Source organism: Zoogloea sp., from assembly GCF_028689785.1.
Taxonomy (GTDB): domain Bacteria; phylum Pseudomonadota; class Gammaproteobacteria; order Burkholderiales; family Rhodocyclaceae; genus Zoogloea.
Genome location: NZ_JAQVCN010000057.1, coordinates 17,986 through 32,442, shown reverse-complemented (window position 1 = coordinate 32,442; position 14,457 = coordinate 17,986). Strand labels below are relative to the sequence as shown.

The window sequence follows — 14,457 nt, the reverse complement described above, 5'->3', positions numbered from 1 at the left end:
GGGGGGGGGGGGACTGGGGGGGGGCGCACTGGCGGAGTGGCCACTGGCGTGGGGGCTGACGGTGCAGCCCTGGCGCCGGCCGGGGCGTCCTGGGCAAGGTGGGCGACTTCCTGGGGTAGCAGGTTCTCGGTGCCGGATTCGAAGGTTCTGTTCGAGTCGGGCCGGATCAGGGTGGGGGAGACGGGTTGTTCGGCAGGGGTGGTGGTGGGGGGCGCTGCAGTTATCGGCGGGGACACCGGCGCGGGCGTGGTCGACGCCTTCTCAGTCGCTGGTGGGGCCACCGTCCCGGCTTTGGCGGATTTGCTCAGGCTGGGCAGGCGCCCTTCCGAGCCGAGCTTGACTGCGAAGATCAGGGAAACCACCAGGAACATGCCGACGATGCCGCCCATGAACCACAGGAAGGTCTGTCCGGGGGTGAGCAGGGCAGGCGGGATGTAACGGTGTGATCCGTTGCTGTTGTGTTGCTTCATGGTGGCTGTGAGGGCGCGCGATTCGGTTCCGACGGATTCTAGGGCTGCCAATGTTTCGCCGCAGCGACTTTTGGCAGAACTGACGCATGTTTGCAGACATGGCGGGCGCCGGCGGAACGGGATGGACTACGGCAGGCGGAGCAGGATGCGCAGGCCCTGGGTCGGTTCGTTGCGGTCGAGGTAGCCGATGAGGTTGGGCGTGTCGGTGAGCCACTGCCGTGCTTCTGCCAGCGTACGGGCTTCCTTGGGGGGTAATGCACGACCGGTGAACACGAGGCGTGACCAGTAGGCCTGGATCTGCCAGGCGTTCTTGCCCGTCAGCTTGAAGTAGAACTCGTCCCGCACGGGGCCGTTGGGCAGATCCACGAGGCTGACTGGGGTGCCGTCGCCGAGGGTGGTGCTGCGGCCGAGATAGAGCTTCTCGGCCTGTTCGCGGGTCAGTTCGATGGGGCCGCTGCGGCTGCTGGTGACGATGAGGATCTCCGCCAGGCAGGAACTGGAGGCGAGCATTGCAGCGATGAGCAGGAGAGGGCGGAGCGGACGCATCGGTCTAGAAGACGAAGTCCGCCGAGATGCTGAGCACGTGAACGGGGCCACCGGGGTTTATGTCGTCACGGATGTTGTCGCTCAGGAAGATGCCCAGGCCGCCCGGGCCTGGCTGGATCCTTTCAAGCTGGGTTTTGACGGCTACGTTGCGGGTGGCGTCCCAGCGCAGGCCGATGGCGGTGCTGCGCTGGGGCTTGTTGCGGGTGGCATTGAACAGGCTGATCAGGCTGTCGATCTGGGCGATGCCGCTGCTGCCTGTTGTCACCGGGGCTGTCTGGGATTGTCGGGCCACGGTGAGGTAGGGGGTGAGGGCGCCGAAGCGGTAGCCGGAGGTCAGGTACCAGCCTGCCGAGCTGACTGTGTAGCGGTCGACGGAGCGGCGGGCGTATTCGCCGATCAGCAGGAGCCTGTCACTGTCGTACTGGAAGCCGGCGGACAAGAAAGATGCCTTGCTGTCATTGCCGGAGAGGTCCTGGGCGACGTGTTCGTTGCCGGTGGCCATGAGCTGGGCATTGAGCGTGGTGAACAGGGGATCGCCCCACTGGACGGACAGGTTGGAGCGGGCATAGCCCGCCTGGATTGTCAGTCCGGACACGCTGAGTGCGGCCTTGGCACCCCGGATTGCCTGGAGCTTGGCGGCGCCGTGGCGGACGTCGAGGGGGCTCTTGCCGCCGAAAAGATGAAGTTCCAGGTCTGTCGCGCCGATGGGGGTGCGGTACAGGGCATCGACCCCGTTCAGATCGGCAAAGGGGTTCAGGCTGTAAACCTCGACTGGCGGGCGAACCCAGGGGTTGGCGTAGTTGAGGTTGACGGAGTCGGAGTACATGAAAAAGGGCGTGCGCATGCGGCCGGCCCGGACCACCACTTGTGGGGTGGCCTGAAAACGCAGGAAGCCCCAAGTCAGCAGCGGGTCATAGCTATCGGCGACGCCCTTGCGGACGACGGACTGGACAGTCAGGTCAAGGGTATTGCTGAGGGTGAGAGAGGCCTGAAGGCCCAGTACGGAGTCCACCGACAGGTCGAAATCGGTACGGGCGCCGCTCTCCTGTTCGGTGCTGCTGCGAAAGATCCGGGCGTCCTTGTCGGTGCGGGCGGCGCCGATGGTGCCAAAGCCCGACAGGCTGAAAGGGGAAGGTGCGTCGGCTGCGCGTGCGCTGGGCAGGCCGGCGGCCAGGGTGAGCGCAAGGAGCTGCGTGGCGATGGATCTCATGCGTGACTCCGTTGAGCCGGGCTGGAGCGGGTGGTCAGCCACGCTTCCACCTTTTCTGCGGGGAGGGCAGGGGAGAAGAGATAGCCCTGCCCGAAGTTGCAGTGGAGTTCTTTCAATAGCGCAGCTTGAGCCTGGGTTTCGATGCACTCGGCCACCACGCTCATGCCCAATTCGTGGGCAAGGTGGATGCTGGCGCCAACGATGGCACGCAGGCGGGTGTCACGGACGATGTCCCGGATGAAGGAGCCGTCGAGCTTGATGGTGTCACAGGGGATGGAGTGCAGGTAGCTCAGGGAGGAGTAGCCGGTGCCGAAGTCGTCGATCAGGATCTTCAGGCCCTTGGCGCGGAGCTTGCCCAGCTGGCTGGTGGCCAGTTCCTTGCGCGTCACCAGTGTGCCTTCCGTGATTTCAAGCTTGAGGGCGCCGGGTGGCAGCCCGTGGCGTTCGATGCAGGCGACGATCTGGTCGGCCAAGTCCAGCTGGGTGAGCTGACGTGCGGAGAGGTTGACGCTGATGGTTATCTCTTCGTTGGCCAGGCCGCGGTCACGCCAGGCCTTGAGACAGCGGCAGCTCTGGTCGAGCATATGCATACCGAGCTCATGAACCAGTCCGAGGGACTCGGCGAGGGGGATGAAGACATCCGGGCCGATCTGCCGGGTGCTGGCCTGGGGCCAGCGGACCAGGGCCTCGAAGCCGCTGGTCAGGCCCGAGGCCAGATCGACGATGGGCTGGAAGTGGGCCACCAGTTGTCCTTCACGCAGGGCGGCACGCAATTGGGATTCGAGCTGCAGATCGCGCATGACCTGCTGGTGCATGGCGGACTGGAAGACGGTGATGGTGCTTTCGGCGCTGCTGCGGGAGCGATGCATGGCGTTGTCGGCGTCACGCATCAGGTCTTCGGCGTTGTGGAAGCCGCCGCTGCCCAGGGCTACCCCGATGCGTGTCTTGGGGTACAGAGCATGACCATTGAGTTCGGCATTTTCGGCCAGGTGGGTCTGCAGCTTTTCGGAGAAGCGGATCACTTCGCCTGCCTCGGCGATATCGTTGAGCAACACGGCGAACTGGTCGCCGCCGATGCGCCCGACCACGTCGCCGGGACGGGCGAGGGTGCGGATGCGGGATGCCACCAGACGCAGTAGGTCGTCGCCGGCTGAGTAGCCGAGGCTGTCATTGACCACGTGGAAGCGCTCGATATTCACATGCAGTACGGCGAACTGGCTGCCTTCGACACGGTCAGCGTGGCGCAGGGTGTTTTGCAGGTGTTCGACGAACAGGGCGCGGTTGGCGAGGCCGGTGAGGCCGTCGTGAAGGGCGTCGTGGATGAGTTGGTCTTCGGCCCGCTTGCGCAGGTGGATGTCGCTGATCGAACCGGCCATGCGGATGGCCCGGTTGCTGGCCGGATCGAAGACAGCGATGCCGCAGGTGAGGATCCAGCGGTAGGAGCCGTCGGCGTGGCGGATGCGGTGTTCAACCAGCAGTTGGGCGGACTCGCGTTTGAGGTGGGCGATCAGGCGCAGACGGAAGGCTTCCCGGTCTTCCGGGTGCAGGTGATCGAGGAGGGTTTCCTTGCGCTGCATGGTTGAGTCGGCGGGTAGGCCTAGAATTTCCATGAAGCGGGGGGCAAAGTAGGTCTTGTCGCTGACGATGTCCCAGTCCCACAGGCCGTCGTTGGCGGCACGGGTGGCGAGGGCGTAGCGCTCTTCGCTTATGGTCAGCTGACGGGCGGTGGTTTCGAGTTCATGGATCCGCGACTGGAGGGCCTCAGCCATGCGGTTGAAGTGCTGGCATAGCTGGGCCAGCTCGTCCTTGCCTTGTTCGGGGAGGCGGTGGGACAGTTGTCCGGCGGCAATGGTCTGGCTGCCGCGGAGCAGGCGCCCGAGGTTGCGGGTCATCAGGTAGCCGACGGTCCCCAGCAGCAACAGGGTGAGCAGCACTTCGGCGCTGGCGATGGCGATGCCCTGGTTGAGGATGCGCTGCTTGGCCAGGCTCAGGGCCGATACGGATACGCCGAACTGCACGTAGCCCACCTGGTTGCGTTCGAGCAGGACCGGCCTGCGGATGTGGATGAGGTTGTGCTGGGGGCCGGCGCCTAGGTTGAGGGCGGCGGCGTCGTCGGGGAGGGGCAGGGTGAGCATTTCCGGCAGGCCTGCACGCACCCGGGTCTGGCCGGCGCTGTCGACAATGCGGACGTAGATCAGTCCTTCGTTGGTCTCGTTGAGAAGCTCGCCGAGGGCATCCTGCAGTTCGTTGTAACGCCCCTGGGGTACGAAGGTTGCGGTGACCACGTTGAGGATGCCGGCATTTTGCGCGATCAGCGTATTCAGGCTGGCAGTGGTTGCCTCATTCATGAGGCGGCCACTGTTGGTCAGCAGGAGCGTCAGCATCACGACCTGGACCACAGTGCTGGCCAGCAAGAGGCGAACGCGGATCGAGAGGTTGCTCAGCATGCAATGCGATGGCCTGGCGGGTGATCAGTTGGGCCGCGTTCGTCCGGGGGTCCAGGCGGCAAAGGACTTATGGTTGTCAGCCCCATGTAATCGGCAGAAAGGCGCCAAGCTTAAGCCCGGTGCGTCGGCCTGGCGCCACGACGACCCTATGTGCGCTATATCTTGCTCGATCATACCTCCGCCTCCGAAGGTCTCTCCCGGGCCCGCCCCGTGCCGTTGGGGGCGGGTCTGTCGGGAGAGTGTGCGTTGCTTGTGTTACTTCTTCCAGGTGTCGCGCAGGGTGACGGTCCGGTTGAAAACCGGCGCACCGTCCTGGGAGTCCACCCGGTCGGCCACGAAGTAGCCGTGACGCTCGAACTGGAAGCGCGCCTCGGGGCGGGCGGCGCGGAGGGCCGGTTCGAGCTGGGCGGTGATGACCTTCAGGCTGTCCGGGTTGATGTCCTCGAGGAAATCACGTTCCACACCCTCGGCGTCGCCTTCGCGGCGGTTGCCCGGGTAGGCATGGGCGAAGAGCCGGTCATAGAGGCGTACCTCGGCGGTGTAGGCGTGCTCCACCGAGACCCAGTGCAGGTTGCCCTTCACCTTGTAGTTGTCGGCGCCGGGCGTGCCGGACTTGGAGTCGGGCAGGTATTCGCACAGCACCGCGGTGATGTTGCCGTCAGCGTCCTTTTCGCAGCCGGTGCACTTGATCACGTAGCCGTAGCGCAGACGGGCCATGTTGCCCGGGTAGAGGCGGTGGTAGCCCTTGACCGGGGTTTCCATGAAGTCTTCACGCTCGATCCACAGTTCGCGGCCGAAAGGCATCTCGCGCTTGCCAAGCTCGGGGTGCAGCGGGTGGTTGGGGGCGTGGCAGCGCTCGGTGTGACCGTCCGGGTAGTTGGTGATGACCAGCTTGAGTGGGTCGAGCACCGCGACGCGACGCTCGGCGGCTTCGTTGAGGTGCTCGCGCATGCAGTCTTCGAGCACACTCATGTCGATCCATGAGTCGCCCTTGGAAACCCCGATGCGCTCGGCAAAGCGGCGGAAGCCTTCGGGGGTGAAGCCGCGGCGGCGGGCGCCGACGAGGGTGGGCAGGCGCGGGTCGTCCCAGCCCGCCACGTGCTTCTCATCCACCAGTTGAATCAGCTTGCGCTTGGAGAGCACCACGTAAGTGAGGTTGAGGCGGGCGAACTCGATCTGGCGTGGCACCGGGCGGGGGAAAAAGCCGCCCTCGGCGAGGTTGTCCAGCAGCCAGTCGTAGAAGGGGCGCTGGTCTTCGAACTCGAGCGTGCAGATGGAATGGGTGACGTCCTCCAGCGCATCCTCGATGGGATGGGCGAAGGTGTACATCGGGTAAACGCACCAACGATCACCGGTCCGGTGGTGGGTGGCGTGGCGGATGCGGTAGATGGCTGGGTCGCGCAGGTTGATGTTGGGCGAGGCCATGTCGATCTTCGCGCGCAGGATATGGGTGCCGTCGGGAAACTCTCCGGCCTTCATGCGCTGGAACAGTTCGAGGTTTTCGGTGACGCTGCGGTTGCGGAAGGGGCTGTCTTTGCCGGGGCTGGACAGGGTGCCGCGGTAGGCGCGCATCTCCTCGGCCGAGAGCGAGTCTACGTAGGCCTTGCCTACGGTGATGAGGTGCTCGGCCATGGCGTACATCTTGTCGAAGTAATCCGACGCGAAGTAGAGGTGCTCGCCCCAGTCGAAACCCAGCCACTGCACCGCTTCGATGATGGCGTCGACGTATTCCTGTTCTTCCTTGGTGGGATTGGTGTCGTCGAAGCGCATGTGGCAGGCGCCGCCGTAGGTTTCGGCCAGACCGAAATTGAGGCAGATGCTCTTGGCGTGGCCGTAGTGGAGATAGCCGTTGGGCTCAGGCGGGAAGCGGGTTTCGACCCGTCCGGCCCATTTGCCGAGGCGGCGATCTTCGTCGATGATGTTGCGGATGAAATTGCTGGGTGCGGCGTCGGAGGCCGGAGGGGTGTGAGCGGTCATCGGATGCTTACCTTGACGGGCACGGGCGGCGGGCCGCCGGGTTCGAAAAATCCTGCGATTGTAGCCGATGCCCGGCGCATCCACGGATGCCGGGGCGTACGGGATGAAAGATGGCGGGTGCGTGAACGGTTTCGCGACGTCTGGCGTTGCGGCCCCTTTCTGGGGAGCGATGCGCAATGCTTGTCATTGTGTCCGGGGGTGAACGGTGTAAAACACCGCCCGTCTGTGCGCACGTTTAATAATCGGGTACGGCTGCAGCTGACACCGGAAAACCTCTCTATCCAGAAAAGATCAACGATGAGTCGACGTCTTGCATGCCTCCTTGCTCCGACCCTGTGCTGGACCACGGTAGCGACTGCCGGGGAGGCGTCACTGGCGGACCTGAGCCTGGAAGAACTGGTCCGTCTCGATGTGAGCGCCGTGTCGCGCAAGGCACAGAAGCTCTCCGACACGCCTGCAGCGATCACCGTGCTGTCGGCGGCGGACATTCGGCGCAGTGGTGCGCGGAGCGTTCCTGAAGCCCTGCGCGAGGTGCCGGGGGTGATCGTGGCGCAGATCGGGTCCGGGCGCTGGGCGGTGGGCGTGCGTGGGGCCGAGGGGCGCTTTTCCAACAAACTGCTGGTCCAGATCGATGGGCGCAGTGTGTACAGCCCTCTGTTCTCCGGCGTGTTCTGGGAAGCTCTTGATGTGATGCTCGCCGACGTGGAGCGGATCGAGGTGATCCGCGGGCCGGGCGCCTCCCTGTGGGGGGCCAACGCGGTGAACGGGGTAATCAACATCGTCACCCGCAAGGCCACCACAAGCTTGGGCGGACTGGTGTCGGCCAGCGTGGACGACCGAGGCAACCCCACGGTTGCCGTGCGTCAGGGCGTCTCTCTCGGTGACGCCGGGGCGATGCGGGTCTACGCCAAGGGCAGCGATCTGGCCCCGTCCCACACTCGTGACGGGCGCAGCGAGCCGGATTACAACCGGGGCTGGCTGGCAGGTTTCCGCATGGATGGCGCCGGCTCCGGCGTTGATGCCTGGATGCTTCAGGGCAACACCAGCCGCCGCACCAGCGGCGAGAACATCAATACCTCCAGCCTGACCGGCGACGGGCTGCTGATCCCCCTCGATTTCGTCTTCGAAAGCACCAACCTGCTGGGCCGCTACAACTGGGGGCTGGCCGGGGGCGAGGCCTCACTGCAGGCCTACATGGACCACCAGCTGGCCAACGTGGGTACCTACGGCCGCGGTACGGTGAATACGGCCGACCTGGATTTCCAGCACCGGCTGGTGCCCTCGGGCACCCATGAGCTCATGTGGGGCCTGGGCGCGCGAATGGTCCAGACCGAGATCATCGCCACTTCGGCAGTGCTCAATCTGACTCCGCCCCGACGTAACGTCCGGGTGTTCAGCGCCTTCGTGCAGGACGAGATCACCCTGGATCCCCAGACCTGGAAGCTGACCCTGGGGGGGCGCTTCGAGTACTCCAGCCTGGCACGTTTCGAGCCCCAGCCGACCGCCCGCCTGATGTGGACCCCCAACCTCAAGGATAGCTTGTGGGCCAGCTGGTCCCGGGCCGCGCGCACCCTGTCCATCGGCGAGAGTGATGCGTCAATCCTCTTTGGCGCCCAGCCGACGCCGGCAGGCAGCCCGTTTCCTCTTGTCGTTGTCGGCTCGCGACCGGGACCGGGCTGGAACCGTCGCGCCGAGCGGGTCGATACCCTGGAGCTGGGTTATCGGCGCAATCTTGGCAATGGCAGTGTGGAAGCGGTGCTCTTTCATAACAACTACCATCGCCTGGTCTCCGAATGGTACGACCCGAGCGGCCTGATCTTGCCCACCTCGTCCCTGCCCGTGGAGCCCTTCGTTGCTCCCCTGCAATACATGCAGCGTGGCAGTGAGGGGAGTGCCCGCAGCCACGGTGTGGAACTCGCGGTGGATGTACCGGTGACCGACGCCCTGCGCCTGCAGGCGAGCTACACGCTTATGGATACTCGGGTCCGCCGCGGTGCGGACGAGGCGGCGGCCGTGGGCGGCCGGGCCCTGGAGCAGGCGGCCCCCCAGCATTGGGGCACCCTGCGCATGAGCTTCAACTTGGGTGGTGGCAAGGAGGTCGACGTCGCAGCACGCCATGTGGGCGCCGTCGGTGCCGGTGATGTACCGGCCTACACCGCGGTGGACTTCCGCTACGCCTGGCGAGTGAGCCGCTACTTCGACTTGTATTTCGTCGCCCAGAATCTGTTCGACCCCCTGCACCTGGAGTACGTCTCAAACTTCTTCCCCAGCCAGCCGGTCTACCAGCCTCGGCGGGCCTTCATCCAGGGCGTGTGGCGCTTCTGAGGGTACCCAGGTGATCCGCCACCTTTGCAGGCTTCTCTTGCTGCTGGCCTTCGGGCTGGTGGGCTCGGCCGGCATGGCGGCCCCGCCACCCGGTGAGTACCAGATCAAGGCGGCCTACCTGATCAACTTTGCCCGCTATGTGGAGTGGCCGTCTGGACGCCTGCCCGTGGGGGGCGTGCTGCGCCTGTGCATCCTCGGCCGCGACCCCTTCGGGGGCGGGCTGGAGGGGTTGGACGGTCGGCAGGTGCAGGGGCGCGAGGTGCGCCTGCGTGAGGTGGACAACCTTGAGCAGGCCCAGGATTGCCATCTGGTCTTCGTCTCGGGCTCGGAAGAGCGGCGCATGGGGCTGATTTTGCGCGGCCTGGCCGGCAGGGGGGTGTTGACGGTCAGCGACATCGAGGGCTTTGCGGAGGCTGGGGGCGGTATCGGCCTGGTGACCGAGGAGAACCGGGTGCGCTTCGACATCAACCAGGCCTCCCTGGTGCGGGACGGCCTTCGGGCCAGCTCCCAGCTGCTCCGCCTGGGGCGTCAGGTGCTTGGCATGGAGCGGGTGTCACGATGATCATGATCTCCCTGCGCAACCGGCCCATTGGCGCCAAGCTGGGCATTCTGGTGAGCCTCAGTGTGCTGATCGCCCTGGGTGTGGCTCTGCTGACGATCTTCATCATCGAGGTGCGCACCGAGCTGCGCCGCGCCGACGAGGATGCCCGGGTTCTCTCCGAGATCGTCGCCGACAGCGCCATTTCGCCGCTCCGCTTCGATGACGCCCAGGTGGCCGGGGCCCTGCTGGCCTCCTTGCGTTACCACGAGCGTGTTGCCGCGGCGGCGCTCGTACGGCCCGATGGATCGGTGTTCTCGGCCTATCCCCCGGCCCTGAAGGACAACCCCGAAAGGCTGGCCGCCCTGCAGGCCATGGCGGCCTCCAGCCCGCTTCACTGGGATCAGCTGAAGCTCGTGGTGACCCAGCCCCTGCGCAGTGATGGCGAGGAGCTGGGCGAGCTGGTCATCGAGTTCAACCTCGATGCCATCGTCCACCGGATTACCCTGTGGATCGGCTTTGCGCTGCTTGGCCTGTTGGTGGCCCTGCTGGCGGCTGGGCTGTTCATCCGGCGTGTGCGAGGCATGATCGTCGATCCCCTGCAGCAGCTGGCCCAGGTGGTGCGGGAGGTGGGCGTTCACAAGCGCTACGACCTGCGGGCTCCGGCCGGCTATGGGGACGAGGTCGGGGAGCTGATCGCAGGTTTCAACAACATGCTGGGCGAGATTGCGGCCCGAGACCGGGAGCTGATCCTGCACCGGGAGCACCTGGCCTCCCAGGTCGCGGCACGGACCGCCGAGCTCCAGGCGGCCAAGGAGCAGGCAGAGGCGGCGAGCTGGGCCAAATCCCAGTTTTTGGCCAACATGAGCCACGAGATCCGCACCCCGATGAACGGCGTCATGGGCATGATCGGCCTGCTGCGGCAGACGCCGCTGGTGGAGCGGCAGGGGCACTTTGTTGATATGCTCGACAACTCAGCCTGTGCACTCATGGAAATCATCAACGACGTGCTCGACGTGTCGAAAATCGAGGCGGGCCGCCTCGACCTCGAGAGCCGGCCGTTCTCTCTCCGGGACACCGTGGACCAGGTGGCGGCCCTGTTTGCCACCTCGGCCCACGAGCGTGGGTTGCTGTTGCGCCTGTACGTGGATAGGCGCGTCCCCGAATCGGCTGTGGGTGATGCCCTGCGCGTGCGCCAGGTGCTCAACAATCTGGTCTCGAATGCCCAGAAGTTCACCGAAAAGGGCGAGATCGCCATTCGCATTGACCGCGTTGCCTGCCTGAAAGCCGGCTACATGCGCCTGCGTGCCGAGGTGCGTGACACGGGCATTGGCGTGCCGCGGGGAGCGAACGCGCGGCTCTTTCATTCCTTTTCCCAGGCTGACAATTCCATGGCCCGGCGCTTTGGTGGAACCGGACTGGGCCTGTCCATCGCCAAGCAGCTGGTCGAGCTGATGGGTGGCGAGATCGGCTATGTCACAGAGCCGGGGCTGGGGTCCTGTTTCTGGGTCGAATTCGAACTCGCTGTGGATGGGCACAAGGACGTGGCCGAGCAGCCCCTGACCGGTCGCGCAGCCCTGTTGGCCATTGCAGATCCGCTGCTGCGTGATGAGCTCTCCGAGCAGTTGGCCTTCTTCGGTTGCCGCAGCGAGCTGGCCTTTGACCCCCCGGCGGTGGACGAGATGCTGGCAGTCGGTACCGGCTTCGACTGGGTGGTGGTGGATGCTGCCTTTGATGGTGGTGGCGGTTTGGCGCTGCTGGGCAGCCTGCGGGGTCGCAGTGGCTGCCCCCCTCTCGCCGCTGTGGTCGGTGCGGGGCGTGATGGGGCTGACGATGCCCGTGCCGCTGGTGCGGGTATCGTGTTGGCCCGCCCGATCACCGGGGTGGAGATCCGACGTTTTCTGGTCAGTGAGCTGGCCTCGACTGCGCCGCCCCAGGTACGCCAGCCCCAGGTGCTGGCTGCGCATGTGCTGGTGGTGGAGGATCACCCGGTGAATCGTGAAGTTGTTACCGCTGTGCTGGAATCCCTCGGTTGCCGTGTCTCCGTTGCCGAGAATGGTCGGCAGGCCCTCGATCTGTGCTGCGCCGGGCGCTTCGATCTGGTTCTGATGGACATCCAGATGCCCGAGATGGACGGCCGGCAGGCGACCCTCGGTATCCGCGCCCACGAGGCAGAGGCTGACTGGGGGCGCATGCCGATCGTGGCCCTTACTGCCAATGCCCTCAAGGAAGACCGGGACGCCTGCCTGGCTGCCGGCATGGACGATTACCTGGTCAAGCCTGTCTCCCGGGAGCAGCTGTGGGCGGTGCTGAGCCGCTGGTTGCGGGAGGCCTTGCCGTCCGATCCCGATGGGGTGGTGCCCCGCGTCGCGGGGGCTACTGCGCTGTCGCGCCCCCCTGGTGCGGAAACTGCCATGGATGTGGATCTGCTGATGTCCCTGCCGGGCGTCAATGGCAACCGCGCCTCTCCCATGCTGCAGCGCCTGCTGCCGCTTTTTGTCGGGGAGACTGAACGCAATCTGGTGGCCATCCGGAGTGGGGTCGCGGCCGGCGATGCCGAAGCGGTGCGGGCGCTGGCCCACAAGATGAAGTCCGGCTGCCTGGCCGTCGGTGCAGTGTGGCTTGCCAGCCGGGCACGCAGCCTGGATGAACGGATCAAGGCCGGCGGAACCCCGACCGGCGCGGATGTGGATGCCATTGCCGAGGCCTGGATGGCCTGCAAGCAGGTTCTCCTTCGGGAGAAACTGGTCGGTGTGGAGTTACTGGACCGGGCGGAAAGCCCGATGGAACGATGACGGTAAGTGAAAGTGCCCGCGTCCTGGTAGTGGACGATGACCCCCTGACCCGCCTGATGGCCTCCGAGGCCCTGCGCGAGGGTGGGCTCGTCACCCTGGAGGCTGAAGACGGGGTGCAGGCCCTGAGCCTGTTCGATTCGGCGCTGCCCGATCTCGTGCTGCTCGACGTGATGATGCCTGGCCTGAGTGGCTTCGAGGTGTGCCAGCAGCTACGCGCCCGGCCGGGTGGAGCCTTGGTCCCGATCATCATGCTCACCGGGCTGGATGATGGTGATTCGGTGCAACGTGCGTTCGACGTGGGGGCTACCGACTTCATCTCCAAGCCGATCAACTGGACCCTGCTGCGTTTCCGCATCCGCTATGTGCTGCGTTCGGCCCAGGTCATGAAGGAGCTGACTCGTAATAAGGAGAGTCTCTCCAATGCCCAGCGTATCGCCCGCCTGGGTAGCTGGGAGTGGTTCGTTCAGGAAAACCGTGTGCAGCGCTCGGATCAGTACTACCGGCTGTTCGGCCAGCCGGCCAGCGACTTCGGTGAGCACATGGAGGCGGTGCTGGAGCATGTCTATGTACCCGACCGGCCCTTGGTGGCGGGGGCCCTCGATGGTGCCCGCCGGGGCATCGGCTTTCAGCTGACCTATCGGGTGGTGTGGCCCGACGGCAGTGTGCGCACGGTGTTGGAGACCGTGGAGCCTGGCGATCCCGACGAGACCGCCGGCCTGGTCATGGAAGGCAGCGCCCAGGACATCACCGACCAGGTAGACGCCCAGCGGCGCATCCGCCAGCTGGCCTATTTCGATCATCTTACCGGTCTGCCCAACCGGGAGTTCTTCCGCGAAAACCTACTGGGGGCTGCCGTGCGCTGCCTACGCAATGACAGCCGGTGTGCGGTGATGGTGGTGGATATCGACCGCTTTGCTCGTATCAACGACAGCCTCGGGCCCGAGCGTGGTGACCAGGTGCTGCAGGTCATCGGCCACCGTCTGCGCGAGAGCATGGGCGACCGGGCCCCTGCCGAGCCGGCGGGCGGTGGCGCTCTGCCGAGCTTCAAGGTGGCCCGTCTGGCGGCGGACGAGTTCGGGGTCCTGACGCCCGACGTGGGCGACCTGGACGAAATGCTGGCGGTCGCCCATCAGCTGCTGCGGGTGGTGCGGGCACCCATCCACGTGCCGGGGCAGGACATCACCCTGTCGGCGCGCATCGGCCTGGCTGTGATGCCCGACCATGCGGGTGACGCCGACGCGCTGCTGAAGGCGGCCGAGACGGCGCTCAACCGCGCCAAGCGTACCAATGGTGAGCCGGTTGCGTTGTTTTCCGAAGAGATGAAGGTGGCGGCCTTCTTGCGCTTCACCCTTGAAGGCGAGCTGCGCCGGGCCATTGGTGATGATGAACTGCGGGTGGTGTATCAGCCCATCGTCGATGCAGCCACCGGCACCATCGTCAAGGCCGAGGCCCTGGTGCGCTGGCCGCACATGGGGCGCGGGCCGGTGCCGCCCCCCGAGTTCATTTCCCTGGCCGAAGAGACCGGCATGATCGTGCCCCTCAGTCGTGCGGTGTTTGAGCGGGTGTGCGCCGACATTGCCGAGTGGGGCTCAAGCCTGCCCACCGATTTCCGCATCAGCGTCAATCTCTCCGGCATCAACTTCATGGACGCCCAGTTGATCCCCACGGTCCGGAGCGAGCTGGAGCGGGCCGGCGTGCCTGCCTCGCGCATCGAGTTCGAGCTCACCGAGACGGTGCTGATGCGTGATCTGGATTACGCCACAAACATCCTGGCCCAGCTGCGCGAGATGGGGGTGCGGGTGGCGGTGGACGACTTCGGTACGGGGTATTCGTCCCTGGCTTATCTGCGCCGGCTGGCCGTGGATACCCTCAAGATTGACCGCTCTTTCGTTAATGAGCTGGACGACGGCCAGGGTATTGCCATCGTCGAAGCGGTGATCGGGCTGGCCCACAGTCTGGGGCTGGAAGTGGTGGCCGAGGGCGTTGAGACGGTCTCCCAGCTATCGGCCCTGCATCAGCGGGGCTGTCACCTCATCCAGGGTTATCTCTTTGCCCGGCCCATGTCGGCCAAGATGTTGGCCCAGGCCCTGCGCAACGGCATTCGCATGCCCCAGGGGCTTAGCCCCCTGCCGGCGGGCCTTTAGGTGGG

General features: G+C 65.5%; 8 protein-coding genes and 1 pseudogene. 4 read left to right on the top strand and 5 right to left on the bottom strand.

All coding sequences use genetic code 11. The features are described from left to right. The 5 genes and pseudogenes from PHI64_RS18840 to PHI64_RS18820 form a co-directional block, all read right to left on the bottom strand. Nucleotides 1–470 (bottom strand): annotated as a pseudogene (locus tag PHI64_RS18840) (hypothetical protein); the annotation flags it as partial. Nucleotides 471–596: 126 nt separating this feature from the next. Continuing rightward, nucleotides 597–980 (bottom strand): hypothetical protein, encoded by a 384-nt coding sequence (locus PHI64_RS18835; protein ID WP_299886204.1) that lies wholly within the window; start codon nucleotides 978–980, stop codon nucleotides 597–599. Nucleotides 981–1,020: 40 nt separating this feature from the next. Then, the gene (locus tag PHI64_RS18830; protein WP_299886201.1) at nucleotides 1,021–2,226 is read right to left on the bottom strand and encodes a hypothetical protein; all 1,206 of its coding nucleotides are present in this window, start codon (nucleotides 2,224–2,226) and stop codon (nucleotides 1,021–1,023) included. After that, entirely contained in the window at nucleotides 2,223–4,673 is a 2,451-nt protein-coding gene (locus PHI64_RS18825) for an EAL domain-containing protein (RefSeq protein WP_299886198.1), read from the bottom strand. The genes PHI64_RS18830 and PHI64_RS18825 overlap by 4 nt, the downstream gene beginning before the upstream one ends. Nucleotides 4,674–4,928: 255 nt before the next feature. Continuing rightward, nucleotides 4,929–6,650, bottom strand: a complete 1,722-nt coding sequence (locus tag PHI64_RS18820) for a glutamine--tRNA ligase/YqeY domain fusion protein (protein WP_299886195.1) — start codon at nucleotides 6,648–6,650, stop codon at nucleotides 4,929–4,931. Nucleotides 6,651–6,947: 297 nt separating this feature from the next. On the opposite strand from PHI64_RS18820, the gene PHI64_RS18815 reads away from it, so the two are divergent. From PHI64_RS18815 to PHI64_RS18800, 4 genes are read left to right on the top strand one after another with little or no spacing between them, the layout of a single operon-like run. Continuing rightward, entirely contained in the window at nucleotides 6,948–8,975 is a 2,028-nt protein-coding gene (locus PHI64_RS18815) for a TonB-dependent siderophore receptor (RefSeq protein ID WP_299886193.1), read from the top strand. A 10-nt stretch (nucleotides 8,976–8,985) separates the two neighbouring features. Next, nucleotides 8,986–9,537: a YfiR family protein gene (locus PHI64_RS18810; protein WP_299886190.1), complete on the top strand. Its 552-nt coding sequence runs from the start codon at nucleotides 8,986–8,988 to the stop codon at nucleotides 9,535–9,537. Further along, nucleotides 9,534–12,308: a response regulator gene (locus PHI64_RS18805; RefSeq protein ID WP_299886187.1), complete on the top strand. Its 2,775-nt coding sequence runs from the start codon at nucleotides 9,534–9,536 to the stop codon at nucleotides 12,306–12,308. Before PHI64_RS18810 ends, PHI64_RS18805 begins: the two co-directional genes overlap by 4 nt. After that, the gene (locus PHI64_RS18800) at nucleotides 12,305–14,452 is read left to right on the top strand and encodes an EAL domain-containing protein (protein ID WP_299886184.1); all 2,148 of its coding nucleotides are present in this window, start codon (nucleotides 12,305–12,307) and stop codon (nucleotides 14,450–14,452) included. The genes PHI64_RS18805 and PHI64_RS18800 overlap by 4 nt, the downstream gene beginning before the upstream one ends. Nucleotides 14,453–14,457: the final 5 nt, after the last annotated feature.